Raw genomic sequence first — 23,739 nt, forward strand, 5'->3', positions numbered from 1 at the left:
TTAATGTACCTTTGTTAAAAATTTTTGCAAATGTTAAAAAAAGGATCCAAACTAAATAGTATTTTAACAGGAAGTTGTCCTAAATGTCAAAATGAAAGCATGTATGTGGATAAAAATCCACTACATCTTGGAAAAGTGCTCAAAATGAATGAAAATTGCAGCCATTGCGGTTTAAAATATCAAATTGAACCTTCTTTCTTTTATGGTGCTATGTATGTGAGTTATGGATTAAATGTTGCGGTGGGTGTAGCAGCATTTATTATCGCCAACGTATTTTTAAGTTTGGACTTGGTACAAAGTTTTATAGCCATTATTGGAATGGTAATATTGGCCTTTCCATTTGTGGTGCGTTGGGCAAGGAATATTTATATCAATATGTTTATTTCCTACGATCCAGACGCTTCTAAAGAATAAATCAATTACTTCTTTTTATTGGCAAATCGCTGAATATCAATTTCCTTAACCAACGGAATTTGGTTTTCAATAGCATTGTATAATGCTTTAGCCATGGCAGGTCCAAGCATTACTCCTCTGGTTCCGAGACCATTCAAAACGTGAATTCTATGCAGTTCAGGATGAGTTCCCACCAAAGGTCTTCGGTCTCGAACGGTTGGTCGCACACCGGCAAAGTGTTGTACAATTTCAAAATCGCAACCAATTATTTCTTGAATTCGTTCTACTAACTCCGTTTTACCCTCTTCAGTAGGCAAATCGGTTTTATCTTTCCAATTATAAGTTGCTCCTACTTTGAATAAATCATTGCCTAAAGGCAAAATAAAGACGCTGGTGTTCACAATTACGTCCAAATCCAAGTCAGGAGCTTTAATAATAAACAACTCCCCTTTGGTACCGTCTAATGGCAAATGATTAAAATACGGATTGGCATGCAAACCGAAACCTTCTGCAAAAATGATATGCTTAGCTTGTATTCCTTTATACTGTACAAAATCTCCCTCAACAACAACCTCTAAATAATCGAATGCTTCTTGGCGAAACCAGCTGTTGTTAGTCAAATAATCTCGGTAAGCTGACAACAAAGAAGCCGTATCGACATAACCCGAATGCAGTACTTCTCCGTATCCAAAAGGAGCTGAAATACCTTTGTATTCTTTGAAATGTAATTCGGTAGACAAAAATGGACTTAAGTTGGGTTTGTCAGAAGCGGCAAACCAATTGTTCTGTTCTTCTACAGAAAAGAACTTTCTAAGAATTGGCATTTTATAATCAAATTGCTGTACGATTCTAGGCTTTAATTGCGCATAAAAAGCATTCATAGTAACCAATTGTGATTGCGCTTCCCAAACCTCACTAAATCGCTTTAAAATAACTGGATTGTACAAACCACCAGCTATTTTTGAAGAGCTTTGCGAATCGTTATCTAGAACTAGAATCGTTTTGTTGTGCTGCAAGGCTTGTTCGGCAAAAGAAATTCCTGCCAATCCACAACCCACAATTAAATAATCAATCATACTGCAATTTTGAATAGTACAAAGAAAGTATTTAAAAAGAAAAAACTCCTACCGTTGAGTAAGAGTTTTTTCTTTTATTATATAAATCAAATGAATTAATAATTCCACATGTCTTGTTCAAAACTACGAATCTTATCTTTGATTCGATCCGATTCTAATAGTTGGTTCTGTGCATTATCCTTCATGTAATCTTTAATATCTCTGTCGCCATACACATTTTCTTCCTTATAAATCACACTATTAAAACGGCGTGAATTTAATATTTGATCGAATGAAATGGGCATAGAGGTATTTTTTTCATTAAATGCTTTCGCGCTATATAACGTTTCTCTAGCGTCAGGGAAGAATACCCAGAACAATTCAATAAAATCAGGATCTTCACTATTCATAGTATAAACATCCGGTGTTACAGGACAAATGCCTAATAAACGATATTTTAATTCACTTTGACGTTTGTCAAAATACCACAAGCCTTTAATTTTATATTGTGTTACATCTTGAGAAGTCAAATCTTGTTTTACAATGTACTCTGGAGAAATTTTAGACCCTGCATTCAATTGTTCTCTACCTGCATCAGTAGTATCAATTCGAGATAATGAGGCTGTAATATCTTTATAGGATTTTTTAGTATTGAAATAACTATCAGTATATACTTCAGTAATTTTACCTTTTTTTATCCCTTTAATCAAAACATCATATAAAGAACGTCTTTCTGGGCCTACGTTAGCGGTATCAATTGGGAAATATAACGGAAAATTAATTTTTTCTCCCAAGTCAATAATTTCCCAAGTTGTTCTACTCATCAATATGTCTCTATCATGAACATACCCATACGCTATAGGTTTATCATTTTCAGAATTCAACTGAGCGGTAGATTTAACTCCAATTTGTTTTGGCGATTTTGCGTTAAGCAAATTAGCTTGTCCATAAGAAGCTATACCACAACTGATAGAAAAAATAGCAATTAAAAAACTTTTAACGTTCATCATGTTTTAATTTATTAGATAATAAACCTAACTTATTTATTGTATTTCATAAATTACCGGTGCTGTTCTTGGTAACATATAACTACCTGCTCCAACTAATTTGGTTTTGATTTCAGAAATGGTAACTTGATCCCCTCTTCCTGCTTTAGCTAAAACAGCTTTGCATTGTGCATTCAATTTATTTCCCGGAACCACAACAGTAGGTTGCCCAGTAACTTTAAAATTAAATCCAACTACATCTAATCCAACTTCGAAATCGAAATCAACTAGTTTAGCCCCTACAGTTGAAATTTCTAAACTCGATTTAGGCCCTTTAACTACACCCATTTCTCCTCTAATAGTTCCTACAGGACCTGGAATTCCTTTAATTCTAAATTTCTTTTGATCGGTAACTTTAGAACCATCAGGTAAAGTTCCAGTAACACTAATTACTGCTTCATTTCCTGCTCCTGGATTCATTACATATTTACCAGCGCCAACAGAACGTAAACCTGGACCACTAGCAGAAACTTTATCAGCAGACACACCTGCAAAGGAAATAGACATTGGATTCGAAACACCTCTGTATACCACATTCATTTTATCAGCAGAGATTGTTGCTGAATTAGGACGAGGAACTACTACATATTTACCTTCAAAAGCCAAAGGTATGGTTTCGCCATCTTGAACAAAAGTAAATTTACCATTGATCTTTTGTTCGCCAACACCTCCCGCTGTAAGTGAAATTTTAGCCTGACCATTTTCTAATTTACCTGGACCTTGGAAAGATGTTGGTTTTGTATTGGCATCGTATTTACCTAACACAACTTTACCAGTAACTTTCTCTCCTTGGTAATAGGCATTTTTATCCAAAACTACCAAAGCGGTAAAGTTTTTCATAGAAGATGCTTCAACAGCAGCCTTTCCTAATAAAATACTGTAGATATCGGCCTCCGCTTTTTTTACATCATTTTGAAATGAAGTTAATTTTGTCAAAGAAGCAATAGCTGGGAACCCTTTGAAATGGTAGTCCAAGTACATTTTAGTAACTCCTTCACCATCCTTTACATCAGCAGTACTGAACTTTGAACTAATTTCTTCAATAACCCCTTTCAGCTTACTATTGTTTCCAACAGCTGCTTTCATATCTGACACATATTTAGAAAAATGATTTACGATATCTTTTCCTTTTGCCGAATATCCATCACCTTCAAACCAACCTTCGTCAATTACTGGACCTTTATCCATTGCCTCATATGGCAATTTACCCGTTTCTTCATCTAATTCAACTCCTTCAGTTGCGTCAGATTTCAGTGTACCTATAAATTCGTAAAATTCTTTAGAAATTTCAGCTACTTTTTTTGCATCAGCTGCCGCTTGGATAAAGTGGGCATCTTCTCCTGCTTTTTTATCTAATGCCTGCAACATACTTGCATTCATTGATTCTGCACTCAAATTTGCAGCATCAAATTTTTCGTTCATTAATCCAAATGCCGATAAGACTTCTTTGGACATATTTAAAGCTAACATTGCGATGAAAACCAGATACATCAGGTTAACCATCTTCTGTCTAGGACTTAATTTTCCTCCTGCCATTGTATTTTAAATAATTAGTTAGTAAAGTGATTTAGTTTAAAACTAATTATTTATCCTTTGTTACTCATTGCCGAAAGCATTCCGCCATACACTGCATTCAATGAAGTAATATTAGCAGTCATCGATTGCATTTGTTGTTTTAACATAGCTGCATTTTCAGCAATATCTTTGTTTGCCTCAGCGTTTACAGATGCACTTTCTAATTGTAATTTATACAAATTATTCAACGACTCCATTTGGGCCGCTGCTTTAGTCAATTCTTCACTATATTTTTTAGTAGAAGCCAAAGAATCAACTGTAGGTGCAATACCTTTTGCTGCTGATTCAAAATTTTTGATACTATTTCCTAAGCTCGCCATCAACTCCCCATCAATTTTAGCTTCTTTCAACATTGTATCTAATTTTTGAGAAAGTAATCCGTCCGCATCAGATGCATCTGCAGTCTTTTTAGATTTTTGTTTAGCTTCTCCTCCAGCTAATTCTGGATAAACAAGGGTCCAATCTAAATCTTCATCTGGCTTATCAAAAGCAGACAAACCAAAAATAAAGGCCTCAGTTAAAAGTCCAATAACTAATAATTCACTTGCTCCAGTCCAGTGTTGGATTTTGAATAAAGCTCCTACAATTACTACTGCCGCTCCCATACCGTAAGCGAAATTCATTACTTTTTTGTTAATTAATGCCATAATTATTTTTTCTTAAAAATGATTTAAATTATTTATTTTTTTACTGTTTTTTTGGTGGAAATTTTTTTAGTACCCATATAATCTTGAACGGTTCTAAATCCAATATAACTTCTAGCTGAATCTGCATACTCGTAATCTCTTGTAGACACTTGCAACATATAGGCAACATCTTTCCAAGATCCTCCTCGAACTACTTTTCGCTTATTTTTTGAATCTTGAATGTTTGGACTCATTGTAGATACATACTCATAAGATCCTGAATCATAGGCTGTAGAAGTCCATTCAGATACATTTCCTGCCATATTATATAAGTTATAGCCATTAGGATCATATGATTTTGCTTCTACTGTATATAAAGCATTATCTGCTGCATAATCTCCTCTACTTGGCTTAAAGTTAGCCAAAAAACAACCTCTATCATTTTTAGTATAGGGACCTCCCCAAGGATAAGTTGCCGATTGTAATCCGCCTCTTGCTGCATATTCCCATTCTGCTTCCGAAGGCAATCTAAACCTATTCACTAAGTCTCTCCCTTTCTTTTTGGACTTTACATAGGAATTTTTATATAAGGTTCTCCATTCGCAAAATGCCACCGCTTGAGACTGTTTAACTCCTACTACGGGATAATCTCCATAGGCTTTGTGCCAAAAGTAGTCGTTGTGCATAGGCTCATTATACGAATAATTAAAATCTTTTATCCAAACGGCAGTGTCAGGATAGACTTTGATTTGTTCAGTTCTTATAAAATCTTGTCTTTTGCCACCTTTAGATTTAGCCATAGCTTGAATATCCAACCAAGTGTAACGGAATTTTAATTTATCCACATCAATAGACCTCAAACCATTATAGGATGCTTCTAAAGGTAAATACATAGAATCCATTACTTCTGTGTAAGCTTCATCTGGATATTTCTTAGTGTCTTTAATCAACTTTGCTTTTCTATTTAGTTTCCTGTAGGCATTAGGGTCCTCTTTGGTACCAATACTATAATAGTTATCCCACATGTATTTTTCGTAAACCGTATTGCTTTTGGAATTTTTGACATTTTTTTCATCAAAATCGTTGTATGCAAAACTTGAAATCGTAATATTTTTACCTTTTGCATCTGCTGAATTAGGACTTCCTTCAGCCATAATCGCTAGACGAACTTTAATTGTAGAATCTTTTACCCATTCTACAAACTGACGGTATTCACTATTGGTAATCTCTGTTTCATCCATATAAAAAGAAGGAACTGTAACGGTTTTGGTAGGTGCATCTTCAACACCGGCAAGGTCTTGATCTGACTTACCCATAATAAACGAACCTCCTGATACTAAAGACATTCCGAATGGTTTTTCAGGGTGCCACTTTGCTCCTTTTATCCCTACTAATTCTCCTTTGTCTCCAGATTTTCCGCAACTAATTAACAGGGTCAAAATTGCTGTAAATGCAATGAATTTCTTCATATAAATTTGCGTTATATTTTCTTTATTTTTCAATGTGTAAACCTATTTATTATTTTTTTAAAAAGCAATTTTTTTATTTAGAAAGCTTTTTACTACAAAATCAATGTTTTTAAATACTATTTTTTCGTTGTGCCTTCCACCATCGTTCTGGCAATTCTTGATCACAAGCTGCTAGATATTCTTCATGCGAACAGGGTAATAACGTGTTTCTTTTTAATTTATTATTACCATTGGTAATAAACGGGATTTCTATCCACCAGCGATCTGTTTTATCACTCTTGTAAAAAATCAATTCTTCCTCTTCTGAAGGCACTATGTATTTTAAATAATTCTCTCGACTTCCAAAAGGATATTCATTGGAACGGTAATGATAGCCTTCGATGAAATACCAAATAATTTGAGCCATCAATACCGATTCTTGCTCGGTGTCGTTGTGATTAAAAATTCCAAATGAGGTCACTTTATCACTAATTCCTGCATATCTAGAAAGAGCACAAATTTCTTTTCCATTAAACCCATTAGGCACAAAAGGAGTGAAATTTCCTGAATCTGATGATTTCACGGCATGCATATCAAAACTCACTACATCAGCATCGCGAAAAACTGGCTCAGCTATTGCAATGTGATTCGAAACTTCCCCCAAACGATAGGCATCAAAAAACAATTTTTCTACCAAATCAATTTCTTCTTGCGAATTGTAATAGGTTTGGTAACCAATGTTGCAGTAGTTGAATAAGTTGTTCGGTTCTTCAATCACTATTTTTGTCAAATAAGACGAAGCCGATACCACATCGCTTTCTTTTCCAAAATCGAATTGACTATCAATTGCAACTAAATTGACCATTTGTTCTAAATCGTCATAGGCTCTATAAAGTGAGTAGGTCAAATCCTGAGATCCTCCAATTACAATAGGAATAATGTTGTTTTTGATCAAACTAGAAGCCACTTTCTTTAAAGCAAAATAGGTGTCTTCTTTAGAATTTCCGGACAATATATTACCAAAGTCAGCAATCGAAGCATCCCAGTTTCCAGGATACAAACCGTACAATTCTTTTCGGACAGCGATTAGGTCAATTTCTTGATTTCCATTACTATTGCCGCGATTTTCAAGAACACCAATGATTCCAATAGTTACTTTGCTTAGGTCAGGAAAAGCTTCCGAAGTATGCAATACTATTTTGCTTCCCAATTGTTGAGAAGACAAGCCATTGATATAATCAATGATTTCAGAATCTAGTGGTGAAAGAAAATCAAATTCCATGTATTATTTCTTTTTTGCAGTAGTCTTTTTTGTAGTAGTCTTTTTTGCAGTAGCTTTTTTAGCGGGTGCTTTTTTGGCCGGGGTTTTCTTCGCAATCAGTTCTTGTACTGCTTCCAAAGTCAATTTGCTTGCATCCACGTCTTTGCTCAATTCAATTTTGATTTTACCTTTTGTAATTACCGAGCGACCCCAACGGGCTTTTTCTACAATAATTCCTTCTTCAGACCAATTATGAATTACTTTATCAATATTTTTTTGCAATTTATCTTCAATCAATTCTTCAATATCTTCTTGAGATAAGTTGTCAAAATTGTATTTCTTACTAACATTAATAAAAAGGCCATCCCATTTGATAAAAGCACCAAAACGACCCACTCCTTTTTGTACGCCCAATCCTTTATAGATAGCAATTGGCGCATCAGCCTGAGCTTTTTCGTCAATTAATTCTTGGGCTCTTTCCATAGAAACATCTAGAGGATCTTCGCCTTTTGGCAACGAAATAAAAGCCGCTCCGTGACGAACGTATGGTCCGTAACGTCCATTACTCACCTCAACTTCTTCTCCTTTGTACAGCCCTAAATTTTTAGGCAATAAAAACAAATTCAAAGCATCTTCTAAACTAATATTTCCAATATTCTGATCGATTTTTAAACTGGCAAATTTCTTGTCTTCATCTTCAGCATCGCCAATTTGTGCCATCGGTCCAAATTTTCCTAAACGAACAGAAACCGGTTTCCCAGTTGCTGGATCCGTACCTAATATTCTCTCGCCACTTTCTCTATCAGCATTAGCCTCTACATCTTTCACATTGGGGTGAAATTTATCGTAGAATTCCTGCATCATCTTAGCCCATTCAATATTTCCTTCGGCAATTTCGTCAAAATCTTGCTCTACTTTTGCCGTAAAATTATAATCTAAAATAGCTCCGAAATTTTTAACCAAGAAATCGGTAACGATGGTTCCAATATCTGTAGGAACTAATTTACCTTTATCTGATCCGGTGTTTTCTTTTAACACTTTCTCAGCTAGTTTACCTGATTGCAAAATCAGTTGCGTGTATTTTCTTTCTTGACCGTCAAGGTTTCCTTTTTCAACATAATTTCTGTTGATAATGGTAGAAATCGTTGGTGCATAAGTAGAAGGACGACCAATTCCCAATTCTTCTAATTTTTTCACCAAAGATGCTTCGGTGTATCTCGCCGCAGGTCTAGAATATCTTTCGGTAGCCGTAATGAAATTATTGTCTAAACGTTCGTTTACTTTCAACGCTGGCAACATTCCTTCTTGTTCTTCATCATCCTCATCATTTCCTTCCAAATACACTTTTAAGAACCCTTCAAAAAGTAATACTTCGCCAGAAGCGGTGAATACTTCACTGTGATTGTCTGCTTCAATTTTCACATTGGTACGTTCCAATTCAGCATCACTCATTTGCGAAGCCAAAGTTCGTTTCCAAATCAAATCATACAAACGGGCTTGATCTCTATCAATGTTCACCGTATGACGCGACATATCGGTTGGACGAATTGCTTCGTGAGCCTCTTGAGCGCCTTTGCTTTTGTTTGTAAATGTGCGTGGTTTGGAAAATTCTTTTCCGTACGATTTAATAATCTCTGCCTGAGCTGCCTCCATGGCCTCTTTCGACAAGTTCACACTATCGGTTCTCATGTAAGTAATTAACCCTGCTTCATATAAACGTTGCGCTAATTGCATAGTAATTCCAACAGGGAAATACAATTTACGTGCTGCTTCTTGTTGTAAAGTAGAAGTGGTAAAAGGTCCAGTAGGTGATTTTTTAGTAGGTTTTGTTTCTAACTCTCCTACTTTATAGGTGGAACCAATATTCTTATTCAAGAAATCTTCCGCTTCTTTTTTAGTATTGAAATTTTTAGGCAATTTCGCCTTTACTGTTTTTCCAGCTTCGTTAGTAAACTCAGCGGTTACAGAATAACTAGCTACGGGTTTGAAGTTTTGAATCTCGCGTTCGCGTTCTACAATCAAACGAACCGAAACCGATTGTACACGACCTGCTGAAAGTCCGCCTTTTACTTTTCTCCATAAAACTGGCGACAATTCATACCCTACTAAACGGTCTAAAACTCGACGTGCTTGTTGCGCATTGACTAAATTATAGTCAATTTCGCGAGGATTGTCAATCGCTTTAAGAATAGCTGTTTTTGTAATTTCGTGAAAAACTATACGTTTTGTTTTCTTTTTGTCTAATTTTAATTCTTCGGATAAGTGCCAAGAAATGGCTTCTCCCTCACGGTCCTCATCGGAAGCCAACCAAACCATTTCGGCATTTTTGGATAAGGTTTTTAGTTTACTAACCAGCGCTTTTTTGTCGGCAGAAACTTCATATTTAGGTTTGAAACCATTTTCAACATCTACTCCAATTTCTTTGGAAGGCAAGTCGGCAATATGGCCATAACTTGATTCAACTTGAAAGTCACTTCCTAAAAATTTTTCGATTGTCTTAGCCTTTGCAGGTGATTCCACTATAACTAAATTCTTTGCCATATCCCGTTTGTTTGTGACCGCAAAAGTATGGGATTTTTTTAAATTTTAAGATTTTTAAATTTTAAAAGTCAATTTTAACGATGAAAAACGATTTTCAACGATTCTAATTTCTGCTAATTCTAAATAAACTAGAAATCCTAGGTTTCCTCCTTTTATAAAGAGTAAATTTATTTAAAGGATGTGTTTTCATTTTTTTGGTTCACTATAAAATACTGTTAAAAGTTCGACTGCCATCTTGTCATATTTCTTTAATTTGACTTATCTTTGCACTATTGAAAATGAAAAATGGAAAAAGTAATTGAAGAAAGCAAACAAGGCGAAAGTCTCGTTTTAGAACATAAAAAAGAAAACACCAAAAAACTCTTTATAGAAAGTTATGGTTGTGCGATGAATTTCTCTGATAGTGAAATCGTGGCTTCTATTCTATCCGATAATGGATTTAATACGACCCAAAACTTAGAAGAAGCCGACTTAGTATTAGTGAACACCTGTTCTATTCGTGACAAAGCCGAGCAAACAATTCGCAAGCGTTTAGAAAAATACAATGCCGTAAAACGCATCAATCCCAAAATGAAAGTGGGTGTGTTAGGCTGTATGGCTGAGCGATTGAAAAGTCAATTTTTGGAAGAAGAAAAAATAGTAGACCTAGTTGTGGGTCCCGATGCCTATAAAGATTTACCCAATTTACTTGCTGAAGTCGAAGAAGGACGTGATGCCATAAATGTGATCCTTTCTAAAGAAGAAACCTACGGAGACATTGCTCCCGTTCGATTGATGAGTAATGGGATTACCGCTTTGGTTTCCATAACCCGTGGATGCGATAATATGTGTACATTTTGCGTAGTGCCTTTTACACGAGGTCGTGAACGCAGCCGCGAACCCCAAAGTATCTTAAAAGAAATTCAGGATTTGTGGGACAAAGGATTCAAAGAAATTACCTTGTTAGGACAAAATGTAGATAGTTATTTATGGTACGGTGGCGGATTGAAAAAAGATTTTGAGAATGCTAGCGAAATGCAAAAAGCGACCGCAATTGGTTTTGACCAATTATTAGAAACAGTTGCAATTGCATTTCCTAAAATGCGCATCCGATTTTCGACATCTAACCCGCAAGACATGCACGAAGAAGTACTTCATGTGATTGCTAAATACCCAAACATTTGCAAACACATTCACTTGCCTGTTCAATCTGGAAGCAATCGAATTCTGAAGGAAATGAATCGTTTGCACAGTCGTGAAGAATACATGACATTAATTGACAAAATCAGAACCATCATACCCAATTGTTCTATTTCTCAGGATATGATTGCAGGGTTTCCAACTGAGACTGAAGAAGATCATCAAGACACCTTGAGTTTGATGGACTATGTCAAATACAATTTTGGTTATATGTATTCCTATTCCGAACGCCCAGGCACATTAGCCGGACGCAAAATGGAAGATGATGTTACTGAAGAAACCAAAGCGAGACGCTTACAAGAAATAGTCGACTTACAGCAGCAACACGCTTGGTTCCGATCAGAAGAATTTATTGGACAAACCGTGGAAGTTTTAGTTGAAAAAGTATCTAAAAAATCAAAAGAAGAGTTTTCAGGACGTAATTCACAAAGCATCACGGTAGTTTTTCCAAAAGAAAATTATAAAATAGGTGATTTTGTCAATGTCAAAATCACTTCTTGCACTAGCGGAACCCTAAAAGGAGAAGCCGTTGGTTTAAGCGAAATGAATTAGAAAAAAGTTTAAAATTGTTTAAGGTTTAAGTGATTAAAAGTTATAGAATTATGGATAAAGAGATTATAATAAAACCGAATTTTGTTTTTAAAGATTATTTTAAAGCTAATCTATTTTTAGCTTTAAACAAGCCTTATTATTACATTATGTTACCAACAATTTTGTTTTTTTTATGCTTTGATTTATTTTATATATCTCAAGGTTCAAAAAAAATTATAGAATTGTTATATTTCCCTGATGTAGTTTTCATTTTATTACCTTTAATTATTTTACTTTCAGTTTATAAACTTACCAAAACTAGATTATCAAATGTAAAATTGAAAGAAAATATTTTTATAAAATTTAATACTGAATATCTTGAAGATGTTGGAGACAGCTTTAACATGAAGTACTTCTGGAAAGACATTTTTAAAATTTTAGAAAAGAAAGAGTGGTTTTTGATATATATAGATAAAAAGTGCGCAAAGGTCATCCGAAAAGCTGACCTAAACGACAATCAATACAATGAATTAAAAGAATTATTTGATTCATTAAATATTAAAAAGAGTTTAAAATAATGTCTAGAGATTCTTCCATCGCGAAAATATTGCGATTGCTTAGTAACTTTTAAACCATAAACTTTAAACTTTTAAACTAATAAAATGGAAACAGTTCAATCAATAAAACAACGATTTGAAATTATTGGAAATGACCCAAAATTAAATCGTGCCATAGAAAAAGCTATTCAGGTGGCTCCTACCGATATTTCGGTATTAGTAATTGGTGAAAGTGGGGTTGGAAAAGAAAGTATTCCAAAGATAATCCATTCTCTTTCGCATCGAAAACACGGAAAATATATTGCTGTCAACTGCGGAGCAATTCCCGAAGGAACTATTGATAGTGAACTTTTTGGTCACGAAAAAGGGGCTTTTACAGGTGCTACCAGTACCCGTGAAGGCTATTTTGAAGTTGCTAATGGCGGAACTATTTTCTTAGATGAAGTAGGCGAATTGCCTTTAACCACTCAAGTGCGTTTGTTGCGTGTTTTGGAAAACGGCGAATTTATTAAAGTAGGTTCGTCACAAGTTCAAAAAACCAATGTCCGAATTGTGGCTGCTACCAATGTGAATTTATTCAACGCCATTGAAAAAGGAAAGTTTAGAGAAGATTTGTATTACCGTTTGAGTACGGTTGATATAGGCTTGCCGCCATTGCGAGAGCGCAAAGACGATATCCATTTATTGTTTCGAAAATTTGCAGCTGATTTTGCTCACAAATACAAAATGCCGGTATTGAAATTAGATGAAAATGCGATTCAATTGTTACAAAAATTTCGTTGGAGTGGAAACATCCGTCAGTTACGAAATGTAGCCGAACAACTATCGGTTTTAGAAACCAACCGAGAGATTTCTGCACTCACACTGCAATCTTATTTGCCTTCGGAAGGAACAAATCTCCCTTCGATCATTAGCGACAAAAAAAGTGATAGCGATTTCAATACCGAAAGAGAAATTTTATATAAGGTCCTTTTCGATATGAAAAGTGATTTGCATGATTTAAAAAAATTGACTTTGGAATTGATCAAAAATGGTAGTTCCAAAGTGCAAGAAACCAATCAAAGTTTAATCAAAAAGATCTACGGCTCTCAAGAAAATGAAAATGAAATTCATTTTGAAGAAACTCCTAGAGCAGCCATTTTGAAAGCGCCTAAAGAGGAGGAAGAATATGATGATGAAGAAGACAACTACCTTTTTGCAGAAACGATTGAAGCCGAAGAGGAAATCCTAAAATTAGAGCAAAAGGAAATTGAAATGATCAAACGTTCTTTGGAAAAAAACAAAGGAAAAAGAAAAGCCGCAGCAGATGAATTGGGAATTTCAGAGCGAACTTTATATCGAAAAATAAAACAATTCGACCTTTAATAATTATCAATTGATTTTGAATATCTTTGGATTTTTAAACCAGAAAATGAAAAACATACCTTATATATGTGTTGTTCTAATAGCACTCACTTTTTCAAGTTGTTCTGTATACAATTTTACAGGGACTGGAAAAATTGATGCCAAAACATTCCAAGTCAACTTTTTTCAAAATAACGCTGAAATTATTGAGCCTGGCATTGATCGTACCTTTACCTTAACGCTACAGGATTTAATTCAGAATCAAACCAATTTAAACTTGGTTAAAAACGGCGCTGATTTGACTTATGAAGGCGAAATTATAGATTATAGAATAAGTCCAATGACGGCTACGGCTGACCAACAAGCGTCTCAAAACCGACTGAAAATAAGAGTCAATGTGAGGTTTACCAATAAAAAAACGGAAAAAGACGATTTTGAAAAAACATTCGAATTTTTTTATGATTACCCAGCTACTGCTCAACTTAATGGTAGTACATTAAATAAAGCTTTAGATGAAATTTTTGAAAGAATAACACAAGATATTTTTAATGAATCATTGGCCAAATGGTAATTTAAAATAAAGATTAGCGGATTCGTTGATTCGATTGAAACGCACCCAAATAAATGAACAACCTTTATGAACGTAACTGATTACACCTATTTAATTAACAAACCCGATGCGATCAACGAAAAGCAAACGGAAGCATTGAGCCATGTTTTGGAGGACTTTCCGTATTTCCAAAGTGCCAGAGCTTTGCGTCTAAAAGGGTTGTATAATCAAAATAGTTTCAAATACAATCAGGCTTTAAAAGTTACAGCGGCTCATACTACTGACCGAACTGTTTTATTTGATTTTATCACTTCAGGCACTTTTACAGCAATTCAGAAGGGCTATTACGACAAAAAAGTATTGGAACTTCTTGATATTAATGTAGTAGATAGCGAAGTTATTGCAGCTGCAACAATTGAAATCAATGAGAATCTTGAAAGCGGGATGGTCACATCTACTACGGATGAGGAGACAACCGAAACGAAATTGGCAGAAGAAAAGCTAGAGATAGGGAAACCTTTGGATTTTTCCACCAATGAAAAACATTCGTTCCAAGAATGGCTTCAGCTTTCCAGAATCCAACCTATTGTTAGAGAGAACCAAGAGAAATCAGGTACAGCATCGCTAAACGAAACGCAAAAGAAAAAACTGGAATTGATCAATAAATTTATCGAAACCAATCCGAAAATTCCAGCAGTAAAAAACGAAACTACCTCAAATGCTACTTTCGATTTAAATAAAGAAGATCATTCAATGTTGATGACAGAGACTTTAGCAAAAGTATATTTAGAACAAAAAAAATATCAAAAGGCGATTCAAGCTTATGAAATATTAATTTTGAAATATCCAGAAAAAATTAGTTTCTTTGCAGACCGCATTTCGGACATTAAGATTTTACAACAAAATAACAATAATTAACAATGAGCACATTTTCAATTTTTTTAGTTTTAATTACAATAGTTTGCTTTCTATTGGTAGTAGTAATCATGGTTCAAAACCCTAAAGGAGGCGGTTTATCTTCTTCTATTGGTGGATCTCAAATGTTAGGTGGTGTACAAAAAACTACTGACTTTTTAGATAAAAGTACTTGGACATTAGCGACTATTTTAATTGCACTTATTTTACTTTCAAGCTTAAGCTTTACTGGTTCTTTAAGTGATACTGATTCTAAAATCATTGAAAAGACAGAAGCTCCAGCTACTACACCTACTTCGCCAGCAGCTCCAGCAGCTCCGGCTACAAAATAAATAGTAATACATATATTAAAATGCCAGCCTGTCAAAGCTGGCATTTTTTTTAGGAAAAAATGTCAGTCAAAATGGGATGGCACAATTTCTGAAATAGCAGAAACATTCAAATACAATAATTTTAAAACATACAATCATGGGATTAAACATTAAACCACTTTCAGACCGCGTTCTTATTGAACCAGTTGCTGCAGAAACTAAAACTGCATCAGGAATTTTTATTCCAGATACTGCTAAAGAAAAACCACAAAAAGGAACTGTTGTTGCTGTTGGTAACGGAACCAAAGATCACACGATGACTGTGAAAATTGGCGACACTGTACTTTATGGGAAATATGCAGGTACCGAATTAAAATTAGAAGGAAAAGATTATTTAATCATGCGCGAAGACGACATTCTAGCAATTATCTAAATCAAGTAAACGAATCAATAAAAAAACAGTAAAATGGCAAAAGATATAAAATTTGATATTGAAGCACGTGACGGATTAAAACGTGGTGTTGATGCATTAGCTAATGCAGTAAAAGTAACTTTAGGACCAAAAGGACGTAATGTTATTATTGGAAAAGCTTTTGGTGGACCAAACGTAACCAAAGATGGTGTTACAGTAGCCAAAGAAATCGAATTGCAAGACCCATTAGAAAATATGGGAGCTCAAATGGTGAAAGAAGTAGCTTCTAAAACCAATGATTTAGCAGGAGATGGTACAACAACCGCTACAGTTTTGGCACAAGCTATCGTAAAAGAAGGTTTGAAAAACGTGGCAGCTGGTGCTAATCCAATGGATTTAAAAAGAGGAATCGACAAAGCAGTTGAAGCTATTGTGGAAGACTTGAGCAAACAAGCCAAAGTAGTAGGAAGTGATTCTGAAAAAATCAAACAAATTGCTTCAATCTCAGCAAACAATGACGAAGTAATTGGTGAGTTAATCGCTAATGCTTTCGCAAAAGTGGGTAAAGAAGGAGTAATTACTGTTGAAGAAGCTAAAGGTACAGATACATTTGTAGACGTTGTAGAAGGAATGCAATTTGACAGAGGATACCTTTCTCCTTATTTTGTAACCAATCCTGAAAAAATGGAAGCGGAATTAGAAAGTCCGTACATTTTATTATATGATAAAAAAGTATCTTCTTTAAAAGAATTATTACCTGTATTAGAGCCAGTGGCACAATCAGGAAAACCTCTATTGATTATTGCAGAAGATGTAGATGGTGAAGCACTATCAACTTTAGTAGTAAACAAATTACGTGGTGCCTTAAAAATCGCAGCAGTAAAAGCCCCTGGTTTTGGAGACAGAAGAAAAGCCATGTTAGAAGATATCGCTATCTTAACAGGTGGAACTGTTATCTCTGAAGAAAGAGGTTATACTTTGGAGAACACAACCATTGAGATGTTGGGTACTGCAAAAAGAGTGACCATTGACAAAGACAACACTACTATTGTGAGTGGTGCTGGTGATGCGGATACAATCAAAAACCGTGTGAACCAAATCAAAGGTCAAATGGAAACTACTACTTCTGACTACGATAAAGAAAAATTGCAAGAGCGTTTGGCTAAATTAGCTGGAGGTGTTGCCGTATTGTATGTGGGGGCTGCTTCTGAAGTAGAAATGAAAGAGAAAAAAGACCGTGTTGATGATGCGCTTCACGCTACTCGTGCCGCAGTTGAAGAAGGAATTGTTGCTGGTGGAGGTGTTGCTTTATTGAGAGCAAAAGCAGTTTTAAGCAAAGTTAAAGCAGACAATGCTGATGAAGCTACCGGTATCCAAATCGTTTCTCGTGCTGTAGAAGCACCTTTGAGAACTATCGTTGAAAATGCTGGTTTAGAAGGTTCTGTGGTAGTAGCTAAAGTAGCTGAAGGAAAAGGTGATTTTGGTTACAACGCTAAAACAGACGAATATGTAGACATGCTAAAAGCAGGTATCATCGATCCTAAAAAAGTAACTCGTGTAGCACTAGAAAATGCGGCTTCAGTTGCTGGAATGATCTTGACTACAGAATGTGCTTTGATAGATATTAAAGAAGAATCGGCACCAAGTCCAATGGGCGGAGGTATGCCAGGAATGATGTAATTCAAACCACACATTAAATAAAAAAATCCGAAGTTTTCACTTCGGATTTTTTGTTTTGTATTATGTATCCTGTGGTCGTTTTTTCAATAATTTCATGAAAACCGGAAGGGTCGAAATTAAAATAATCCCAATTACGATCATTTCAATATGCTCTTTCAAATCAATCCCATAATTTAAAAAAACACCGTATAAATAGTGTCCTGAAAAGACCAAAACGAACGACCATAAAAAAGAACTTAGCGTATTAAAGAACATGAATTTCTTTTTATCCATAGAAACGATTCCGGCAACTATGGGTGCAAAAGTTCTAAAGATGGGAAGGAATCGAGCATATATGATAGCCTTTCCTCCATATTTTTCAAAGAAATCTTTGGATTGTAACAAGTACTTTTTCTTAAACCAAAAAGAATCTTCTTTTTTGAACAAATAATACCCACTTTTGGCACCAAACCAATACCCTACTGTGTTTCCAATAATTCCAGAAATAGCAATTAACAAGGCTAATAGGGTAACATTGATAAAATCATTATCGATAACAATCACATTGGCAATTAAATCCCCACTATAAATACCTGATAAAAAAAGCAAACTATCCCCTGGAAGGAAAAAGCCTGCAAAAAGTCCTGTTTCGGCAAAAATGATAAACAAAACAATGTACAAACCCACTTGGAAACCGCCAATGGAGAGCGTAATATAAAACTCTGGATTTAGTAATTGAGTCCAATCAAAATTGTTCATACAGTTAGATTTAGTTGATATCTTGGGCGTGAAAGTAAGAATAATTTAGCGCACCCACAATTTTAGGTATTCGTTTTAGACTTAAATTAACGATTGCTTAATTTCTTTCATAAAGACAACAATGGTGTAATTTTTCATAAACTGCGTCAGTAGCTTTTACCTCATCGGTATCATGACCCACCTTAGCAATTGCCTTTTTTACGTCCAAAAGAGAACATTTTTCTTCGTTCAAAATGACATTCAGTTGATGGGTTTCAATATTCCAAACTACAGATTTTACCCCTTCAACTGAAAAAGCAGCTTTCTGAATTCGTTTTTGACATTGTTCGCAATTCCCATTCACCTCTGTAACGTATTTTGCATTTTTATTTTTTTTGACTTGTGCTTGAACTGAAAATCCGATGAACATTAAAAGCACTACGGTAATATATTTTTTCATGATTTCTATTGTATTAATTTAATATTGAATTTGATTTTTGTTATTGATTGTTTTATTTGATCTTAAATCGTAAGCCAGCATAATACATTTGACCAAAAATTGGCGCATATACCATCGAAGCATCAAAACTTGCCCCAAAAGGATTGGCAGCTCCAACAATTACTTTGGACTGAGTATAATTACCAATATTTTCTCCGCCAACATACACTTCAAATACTGATGAAAACACCCGAGTTATTTGAGTATTCATCAAAGAATAGGCTGGTGAAAAATCCGGCAATTGATCTGCAATAGGATTTGATTGCGTGTTGGGCAATTGCTGCTCTCCAATCCAATTGTAGGTGAAATCAAACTTCCATTGCTTTGAACTTCCAAACGATGTAGTTTCATACTCCAGGTTGCCAAAAAATCGATTTTTAGCTTGGATGGGTTTTTGGAAAGTTCCCGACAGATAATCAGTTTGTACTTCATATCGTTTGTAGGCAGAGCGTAATCGGAGGTTTTTGACTACTTCATAATTGAATTCAATTTGGAAGCTATTGGCAAATGAATTGCCTTTTAGATTATAAAACAAAACTTGTTGCGGGCTTTGCATTACATCCACAACCACTTGATTTTGAAAGTCGGTACGATACCAATCTAATGTGATATCAGCGTTTTTTCCCAATAAAGTAAAAGCCTGTGTGAAACTTCCGCCAAAATTCCAAGCTATTTCAGGATTCAAACCATACACTTTTCCATGGGTATCCAAAATAGAAAAAACTCTAGAACTTGCAAAAAGCGATTGATTTTCGGCAAAAATATTCGCAGCTCTTTTACCTCTTCCTGCTGAAAATCGAATAACCGCTTTCTCCCACGGATTGTATCTCAAGTGCAATCGAGGCGTTACAAAGGTTCCTAAGCGGTTATGATTGTCAATTCTACCTCCTAGAATGATACTAAAATTTTCATCGTTATCATAGGTATACTCAAAAAAAGCACCGACAGATTGATCGGTTCTACTCCAATCATTAGCAAAAACTTGTTCGTGGTATTGATCCAAAGTAACGTTCAATCCTGTGGCAAATTTATTCATAGTGTTACTAATGATCGAATTAAAAATTAGATTCGAATAATAACTATTTTGCCTAATATTATAGTGTCTCAACCCAAAATACGATTCCTGATTGTGTGAGGTAAACGCATTTTGAAAACCAATACTTTGATACGGCAAATCTTTGAAAACATAACCCAATTTAGTGGCAATATCCAAACGTTCCGTATTAATTTCTGAACCCCAATAGTTGGTAGTTCCTTTATCAACAGTTGGATTGAAATGGTGCTGACCCGTTTGCTTTTCATCTTTCATGTATCTGAAATTGATAAAACTCACCCAGCCTTTTTCGGCATCATAATACTGATAACGATTCAGAATATTGAATTGTTTTGCCAATGGATTATCCAAAAACCCATCCTGGTTGTTGTCCATTTTTGCCGTGCGCGTATTGCCGTGCAAGAACAAACTACTACTCCATTTATCAGAAATAGGCCTGTTAAAATGTGTATTCAATTCAAACCTTGAATCGGTAGAACCGTAGGCATTCAAAAAAAACGGAATATCATTAATCGGTTTTATGAGTTCGGTATTGATTTGCCCCGAGATACTTTCGTAGCCATTAACTACACTCCCCGCTCCTTTAGTAATTTGAATACTTTCGACCCAAGTGCCAGGTGTAAATGATAATCCGTAAGCCTGAGAGGCGCCACGGACTGACGGGATATTCTCTTCTGTAATTACTAAGTACGGACTTGTCAAACCCAATAGTTTGATTTGTTTGGTTCCCGTTAAAGCATCTGAAAAATTCACATCAATAGACGGATTGGTTTCAAAGCTTTCGGCCAAATTACAGCAAGCTGCTTTGAGCAATTCTTTACTTGTTACCAAAGTGGTGTTCCCTGTAACTGTAAACGACTTTTGGAGCCCTTTACGTTTTGTGACTACTTTTACCTCATTTAATTTTTGTTGTCCAAAAACAAAATTTCCCAATAAAAGCAACACAAAAAATAAGTTTATTTTTTGCATATAAAACGATTTTAATGTTTGTAATAAGTAATTTGAGTCAGTAGCTGACTCGACTTATAAACCATTAAAATCAGGCGTAGAAAAGGAATTGATGAAACAACTTAAAGAGAGGAGGCGCATGAGCATCACAATAATAGGTTTCGGCAGATGTAGATACAAAAGTTGGCTGTTGAACAGTTGTAAGCTTTTTAAATTCAGGTATTAAATACAATTCAATAGGTTCGAAAGAAAACGCTTTTAGAGTAGCATTGTCTGTTTTCTTTTCAAAGTGAACCGTTTTGTTTTTACAACAAGAGTCTTTTTCAATTACTTTTTTGGCACAACAACTCTTTTTAACAGTTGCTAAAGGGGCAATTGTTTGAACCGAAAAAGAAGCTACTTTGCCGCCACAATAATGCATCGTAAAAGCAAAGCCAACATTGGAAACCAATATCATCAATGCTAAAAAAAATCCGATGCCCTTTTTACAATTCATGGTGCAAATTTAGGAAACAATTGTCCAGTACGAATTAAAATCGTGTTAAATTTGGCTTACAACCATTCTATTAGTTTCAACTTGTGTCTTGTTAATCATAAATTAATACTTTTGTTAAAAATAATAACCATGACATTTCTAGAACTACAACCGAAAATTACCTCCATAACAACAAACCAAACACTTTCGAGAGACGAAAAACTACAAGCTATTTGTCAATTTTTGAACGAAAATGTGGCTCATTATAACTGGGTGGGTTTTTATTTTGCCAATCATGAAAACAAAACGTTGCATTTGGGTCCTTATGTTGGTGCGCCCACTGACCATACTGAAATACCCTTTGGAAAAGGAATTTGTGGTCAAGTAGCCGAATCGAATGCTAACTTTGTGGTACCCGATGTAGCGGCCCAAGATAATTATATTGCGTGTAGCTTTACCGTGAAATCAGAAATCGTAGTGCCTTTATTTGTAAACGGAATTAATATTGGCCAAATCGACATAGACAGTCATGTTTTAGACCCCTTTACAGAAGAAGATGAACGTTTCTTAGAGTTTGTGAATTCTGAAGTTGCTGAGTTGTTTTAATCTGATAACAGAAGTATGAAATTACAAATTACACTCTTCTTATTATTCCTTTACTCATGGATTGGCCATAGCCAAATTGGGCCTAATGATGATGCCATTTATTTAGATTCGTTAAACAACCTGGGGAATGAAAAGAACTTTAAATTCATAAGGGTGGTAAAAGAGTACGCAGAAGACAAAGACCTTTATGATGTTTATTTTTACAGCCGATCGGGAAAACTTGTTCAGAGAGCGACTACTTCCAACAAGTTTTTTATGGCATTCGAAGGCCCTTATATATACTACTATGAGAATGGAAACAAACAAAAAATGGAAACCTATTCCGACAAAAGAGTCAATGGAAGGCAATTTGAGTGGTATGAAAATGGCAGTTTAAAATTGGAAACCGACGTCCAATATGACAAAAAAACCAAAAATTCATCGACCAAAATTATTAATTATTGGAGTGCTAACAAGGAACAAAAAGTAATAAATGGTGAGGGAGAATATGAAGAAATCGAAACAATACCCAATTCAAATAGTGCAAAATTTAGCGTCAAATCAAGTGGCAAAATAAAGAATTATGTTAAAGATGGGCTTTGGAAAGGGAAATCCGAAAAGCCTAGTTATACTTTTTATGAGCAATTTGAAAACGGAAAACTGGTATCTGGAAAACGAATTGATTCATTAGGAGTTGAAATCCAGTACATCGAAGTTTTGCAAAAGCCGAAACCCAAAAATGGAATTGCTGATTTTTACCGATTCGTAGGTGAAAATTATAACACCCCTGCGGTACAAGGTTTAAAGGGAGTAATTTATGCAACATTTGTAGTAGATAAAGAGGGCAAAGTGGCGGATGTGAAAATAATTCGAGATCTCGGTTATGGAACCGGTGCAGAAGCCATACGAGTGATTCAAAAATATGATCAATGGATTCCCGGGAGTTTTAAAGGAGAACCTGTAAGAGTCCAATATTCCTTACCCATTACCATTCAATCCAATTATTGATTAAATAATTTCAATCCATATGAAGAAACTATTCAGTGTCATTTTATTTTTTATTTTCTGCTCAGGTTTTAGTCAAATCAATTCAAATGACCAAGTAGTTTATTTAGACTCCTTAAAAAGGATCGGGACATTAGACAATTACCAGTATCTAAGAGTGGTTAAAGAATACCATCTGAAAAAAGATCGGTACGATGTTGCCGTTTACTATAAATCAGGTAAGATCCAAATGAGAGCTACTACAACCAATAAAGACATCCTAAAATTAGAAGGTTCGGCCATCTATTTTTTTGAAAATGGAAATCGAAAAAAAATTGTAAACTACATAAATAACAAACCTATTGGAAAAGAATTTGAATGGTATGAAAACGGAAAAATAAAATCTGAAATAGAAAATTTGCAAGGCGATCAAGTCGGTTCTGAAATTACCAAAATAATTCAATATTGGGATGAAAACAACATTCAGCATGTCGTTGACGGAGAAGGAGAATACACAGAAAAAGAAGAAAACTATAGTGCAATTTCCAAAGGGAGTGTTAAAAATAATTTAAAAGAGGGTGTTTGGATTGGAAATTCTTCAAGATACAAAATTAACTTTACCGAAAAGTTTATAAACGGACGATTGATTTCAGGAAAAAGCATAGATAGTTTAGGAAATGAAATTAATTATGATAAAATTATTGTAGAGCCTATACCCAAAAAAGGAATGCAACACTTTTACAACCATATTAGTAAATCCTTTAGAATTCCCAACTATATCAATAACACTGTTCATGGAACTTTGTATTTTACATTTACAATTAAAAAAAATGGAGAAATTGGAGATATAAGTGTACTTAACAAAGATGAATTTGGACTGAGCGAAATTGCTATTAAAATTATTAAAAATTACAAGGAATGGTCTATTGGTTATTTTCGAGGAATACCTATTGATCAATCATTTTACTTGCCTATTACTTTAAAATAATTTGTTGTTTTGATTTATTTATAAAAAATAAATAGTACTTTTGCAGCCGTTACGCAATAGCTGTG

23 protein-coding genes are annotated in these 23,739 nt (G+C 34.8%); 12 read left to right on the forward strand and 11 right to left on the reverse strand.

The window, feature by feature from the left end; translation table 11 throughout:
• Positions 1-30 precede the first annotated feature (30 nt).
• The gene (locus tag LPC21_RS00415; protein ID WP_229317341.1) at positions 31-414 is read left to right on the forward strand and encodes a DUF983 domain-containing protein; all 384 of its coding nucleotides are present in this window, start codon (positions 31-33) and stop codon (positions 412-414) included.
• A 5-nt stretch (positions 415-419) separates the two neighbouring features.
• On the opposite strand, the gene LPC21_RS00420 is transcribed toward LPC21_RS00415, so the two are convergent.
• The 7 genes from LPC21_RS00420 to topA all read right to left on the reverse strand — a co-directional run bounded on the left by LPC21_RS00420 (position 420) and on the right by topA (position 9,945).
• Positions 420-1,469, reverse strand: a complete 1,050-nt coding sequence (locus tag LPC21_RS00420) for an NAD(P)/FAD-dependent oxidoreductase (RefSeq protein WP_229317342.1) — start codon at positions 1,467-1,469, stop codon at positions 420-422.
• Between the two features lie 95 nt (positions 1,470-1,564).
• Positions 1,565-2,455, reverse strand: coding sequence for a type IX secretion system ring subunit PorN/GldN (gene porN / locus LPC21_RS00425; protein ID WP_229318594.1), 891 nt, complete (start codon positions 2,453-2,455; stop codon positions 1,565-1,567).
• Positions 2,456-2,491: 36 nt separating this feature from the next.
• Positions 2,492-4,030, reverse strand: a complete 1,539-nt coding sequence (porM, locus tag LPC21_RS00430; protein ID WP_229317344.1) for a type IX secretion system motor protein PorM/GldM — start codon at positions 4,028-4,030, stop codon at positions 2,492-2,494.
• A 50-nt stretch (positions 4,031-4,080) separates the two neighbouring features.
• A complete protein-coding gene (gene porL / locus LPC21_RS00435; protein ID WP_229317346.1) occupies positions 4,081-4,716 on the reverse strand; it encodes a type IX secretion system motor protein PorL/GldL in 636 nt (211 codons plus the stop codon).
• A gap of 32 nt (positions 4,717-4,748) precedes the next feature.
• Entirely contained in the window at positions 4,749-6,164 is a 1,416-nt protein-coding gene (porK, locus tag LPC21_RS00440; protein WP_229317347.1) for a T9SS ring complex lipoprotein PorK/GldK, read from the reverse strand.
• A 109-nt stretch (positions 6,165-6,273) separates the two neighbouring features.
• Positions 6,274-7,425: a formimidoylglutamase gene (locus tag LPC21_RS00445; RefSeq protein WP_229317349.1), complete on the reverse strand. Its 1,152-nt coding sequence runs from the start codon at positions 7,423-7,425 to the stop codon at positions 6,274-6,276.
• A 3-nt stretch (positions 7,426-7,428) separates the two neighbouring features.
• On the reverse strand, positions 7,429-9,945 hold the full coding sequence (gene topA, locus LPC21_RS00450) for a type I DNA topoisomerase (protein ID WP_229317351.1): 2,517 nt from the start codon (positions 9,943-9,945) through the stop codon (positions 7,429-7,431).
• A gap of 285 nt (positions 9,946-10,230) precedes the next feature.
• Between topA and miaB the strand changes: the two genes are divergently transcribed.
• The 8 genes from miaB to groL all read left to right on the forward strand — a co-directional run bounded on the left by miaB (position 10,231) and on the right by groL (position 17,424).
• On the forward strand, positions 10,231-11,676 hold the full coding sequence (gene miaB, locus LPC21_RS00455; RefSeq protein WP_229317353.1) for a tRNA (N6-isopentenyl adenosine(37)-C2)-methylthiotransferase MiaB: 1,446 nt from the start codon (positions 10,231-10,233) through the stop codon (positions 11,674-11,676).
• Positions 11,677-11,726: 50 nt separating this feature from the next.
• The gene (locus LPC21_RS00460; RefSeq protein WP_229317355.1) at positions 11,727-12,233 is read left to right on the forward strand and encodes a YcxB family protein; all 507 of its coding nucleotides are present in this window, start codon (positions 11,727-11,729) and stop codon (positions 12,231-12,233) included.
• A gap of 84 nt (positions 12,234-12,317) precedes the next feature.
• Positions 12,318-13,577: a sigma-54 interaction domain-containing protein gene (locus LPC21_RS00465; protein WP_229317357.1), complete on the forward strand. Its 1,260-nt coding sequence runs from the start codon at positions 12,318-12,320 to the stop codon at positions 13,575-13,577.
• A gap of 46 nt (positions 13,578-13,623) precedes the next feature.
• Entirely contained in the window at positions 13,624-14,127 is a 504-nt protein-coding gene (locus tag LPC21_RS00470; protein WP_229317358.1) for an LptE family protein, read from the forward strand.
• Positions 14,128-14,193: 66 nt separating this feature from the next.
• Positions 14,194-15,024: a tetratricopeptide repeat protein gene (locus LPC21_RS00475; protein WP_229317359.1), complete on the forward strand. Its 831-nt coding sequence runs from the start codon at positions 14,194-14,196 to the stop codon at positions 15,022-15,024.
• Between the two features lie 2 nt (positions 15,025-15,026).
• Positions 15,027-15,353: a preprotein translocase subunit SecG gene (gene secG / locus LPC21_RS00480; protein WP_229317360.1), complete on the forward strand. Its 327-nt coding sequence runs from the start codon at positions 15,027-15,029 to the stop codon at positions 15,351-15,353.
• Between the two features lie 136 nt (positions 15,354-15,489).
• Positions 15,490-15,765, forward strand: coding sequence for a co-chaperone GroES (locus LPC21_RS00485; RefSeq protein WP_229317362.1), 276 nt, complete (start codon positions 15,490-15,492; stop codon positions 15,763-15,765).
• Between the two features lie 33 nt (positions 15,766-15,798).
• Positions 15,799-17,424: a chaperonin GroEL gene (gene groL / locus LPC21_RS00490; RefSeq protein ID WP_229317364.1), complete on the forward strand. Its 1,626-nt coding sequence runs from the start codon at positions 15,799-15,801 to the stop codon at positions 17,422-17,424.
• Positions 17,425-17,484: 60 nt separating this feature from the next.
• Here groL and LPC21_RS00495 read toward each other — a convergent pair whose 3' ends face one another.
• From LPC21_RS00495 to LPC21_RS00510, 4 genes are all read right to left on the reverse strand, one after another.
• Positions 17,485-18,162: a DedA family protein gene (locus LPC21_RS00495; protein ID WP_229317366.1), complete on the reverse strand. Its 678-nt coding sequence runs from the start codon at positions 18,160-18,162 to the stop codon at positions 17,485-17,487.
• 97 nt (positions 18,163-18,259) lie between these two features.
• Positions 18,260-18,601, reverse strand: coding sequence for a heavy-metal-associated domain-containing protein (locus tag LPC21_RS00500; protein ID WP_229317368.1), 342 nt, complete (start codon positions 18,599-18,601; stop codon positions 18,260-18,262).
• Positions 18,602-18,653: 52 nt separating this feature from the next.
• Positions 18,654-20,663 (reverse strand): TonB-dependent receptor plug domain-containing protein, encoded by a 2,010-nt coding sequence (locus tag LPC21_RS00505; RefSeq protein WP_229317370.1) that lies wholly within the window; start codon positions 20,661-20,663, stop codon positions 18,654-18,656.
• Between the two features lie 70 nt (positions 20,664-20,733).
• On the reverse strand, positions 20,734-21,138 hold the full coding sequence (locus LPC21_RS00510) for an HYC_CC_PP family protein (RefSeq protein WP_229317372.1): 405 nt from the start codon (positions 21,136-21,138) through the stop codon (positions 20,734-20,736).
• 129 nt (positions 21,139-21,267) lie between these two features.
• Between LPC21_RS00510 and LPC21_RS00515 the strand changes: the two genes are divergently transcribed.
• The 3 genes from LPC21_RS00515 to LPC21_RS00525 are packed head-to-tail and all read left to right on the forward strand — an operon-like array spanning position 21,268 to position 23,674.
• The gene (locus LPC21_RS00515) at positions 21,268-21,723 is read left to right on the forward strand and encodes a GAF domain-containing protein (RefSeq protein ID WP_229317374.1); all 456 of its coding nucleotides are present in this window, start codon (positions 21,268-21,270) and stop codon (positions 21,721-21,723) included.
• 15 nt (positions 21,724-21,738) lie between these two features.
• Positions 21,739-22,710: an energy transducer TonB gene (locus LPC21_RS00520; protein ID WP_229317380.1), complete on the forward strand. Its 972-nt coding sequence runs from the start codon at positions 21,739-21,741 to the stop codon at positions 22,708-22,710.
• Between the two features lie 19 nt (positions 22,711-22,729).
• Complete coding sequence (locus LPC21_RS00525) at positions 22,730-23,674, forward strand: energy transducer TonB (protein ID WP_229317383.1); 945 nt, start codon at positions 22,730-22,732, stop codon at positions 23,672-23,674.
• Positions 23,675-23,739 lie beyond the last annotated feature (65 nt).

Origin of the sequence: Flavobacterium ammoniigenes (genome assembly GCF_020886055.1) — a bacterium.
GTDB classification, from domain to species: domain Bacteria; phylum Bacteroidota; class Bacteroidia; order Flavobacteriales; family Flavobacteriaceae; genus Flavobacterium; species Flavobacterium ammoniigenes.

Bases quoted from the DNA above. Each gene is read 5' to 3' on its own strand.
- LPC21_RS00415 (WP_229317341.1), top strand. From the start codon at position 31: ATGTTAAAAAAAGGATCCAAACTAAATAGTATTTTAACAGGAAGTTGT.
- LPC21_RS00420 (WP_229317342.1), bottom strand. From the start codon at position 1,469: ATGATTGATTATTTAATTGTGGGTTGTGGATTGGCAGGAATTTCTTTT.
- porN (WP_229318594.1), bottom strand. From the start codon at position 2,455: ATGAACGTTAAAAGTTTTTTAATTGCTATTTTTTCTATCAGTTGTGGT.
- porM (WP_229317344.1), bottom strand. From the start codon at position 4,030: ATGGCAGGAGGAAAATTAAGTCCTAGACAGAAGATGGTTAACCTGATG.
- porL (WP_229317346.1), bottom strand. From the start codon at position 4,716: ATGGCATTAATTAACAAAAAAGTAATGAATTTCGCTTACGGTATGGGA.
- porK (WP_229317347.1), bottom strand. From the start codon at position 6,164: ATGAAGAAATTCATTGCATTTACAGCAATTTTGACCCTGTTAATTAGT.
- LPC21_RS00445 (WP_229317349.1), bottom strand. From the start codon at position 7,425: ATGGAATTTGATTTTCTTTCACCACTAGATTCTGAAATCATTGATTAT.
- topA (WP_229317351.1), bottom strand. From the start codon at position 9,945: ATGGCAAAGAATTTAGTTATAGTGGAATCACCTGCAAAGGCTAAGACA.
- miaB (WP_229317353.1), top strand. From the start codon at position 10,231: ATGGAAAAAGTAATTGAAGAAAGCAAACAAGGCGAAAGTCTCGTTTTA.
- LPC21_RS00460 (WP_229317355.1), top strand. From the start codon at position 11,727: ATGGATAAAGAGATTATAATAAAACCGAATTTTGTTTTTAAAGATTAT.
- LPC21_RS00465 (WP_229317357.1), top strand. From the start codon at position 12,318: ATGGAAACAGTTCAATCAATAAAACAACGATTTGAAATTATTGGAAAT.
- LPC21_RS00470 (WP_229317358.1), top strand. From the start codon at position 13,624: ATGAAAAACATACCTTATATATGTGTTGTTCTAATAGCACTCACTTTT.
- LPC21_RS00475 (WP_229317359.1), top strand. From the start codon at position 14,194: ATGAACGTAACTGATTACACCTATTTAATTAACAAACCCGATGCGATC.
- secG (WP_229317360.1), top strand. From the start codon at position 15,027: ATGAGCACATTTTCAATTTTTTTAGTTTTAATTACAATAGTTTGCTTT.
- LPC21_RS00485 (WP_229317362.1), top strand. From the start codon at position 15,490: ATGGGATTAAACATTAAACCACTTTCAGACCGCGTTCTTATTGAACCA.
- groL (WP_229317364.1), top strand. From the start codon at position 15,799: ATGGCAAAAGATATAAAATTTGATATTGAAGCACGTGACGGATTAAAA.
- LPC21_RS00495 (WP_229317366.1), bottom strand. From the start codon at position 18,162: ATGAACAATTTTGATTGGACTCAATTACTAAATCCAGAGTTTTATATT.
- LPC21_RS00500 (WP_229317368.1), bottom strand. From the start codon at position 18,601: ATGAAAAAATATATTACCGTAGTGCTTTTAATGTTCATCGGATTTTCA.
- LPC21_RS00505 (WP_229317370.1), bottom strand. From the start codon at position 20,663: ATGCAAAAAATAAACTTATTTTTTGTGTTGCTTTTATTGGGAAATTTT.
- LPC21_RS00510 (WP_229317372.1), bottom strand. From the start codon at position 21,138: ATGAATTGTAAAAAGGGCATCGGATTTTTTTTAGCATTGATGATATTG.
- LPC21_RS00515 (WP_229317374.1), top strand. From the start codon at position 21,268: ATGACATTTCTAGAACTACAACCGAAAATTACCTCCATAACAACAAAC.
- LPC21_RS00520 (WP_229317380.1), top strand. From the start codon at position 21,739: ATGAAATTACAAATTACACTCTTCTTATTATTCCTTTACTCATGGATT.
- LPC21_RS00525 (WP_229317383.1), top strand. From the start codon at position 22,730: ATGAAGAAACTATTCAGTGTCATTTTATTTTTTATTTTCTGCTCAGGT.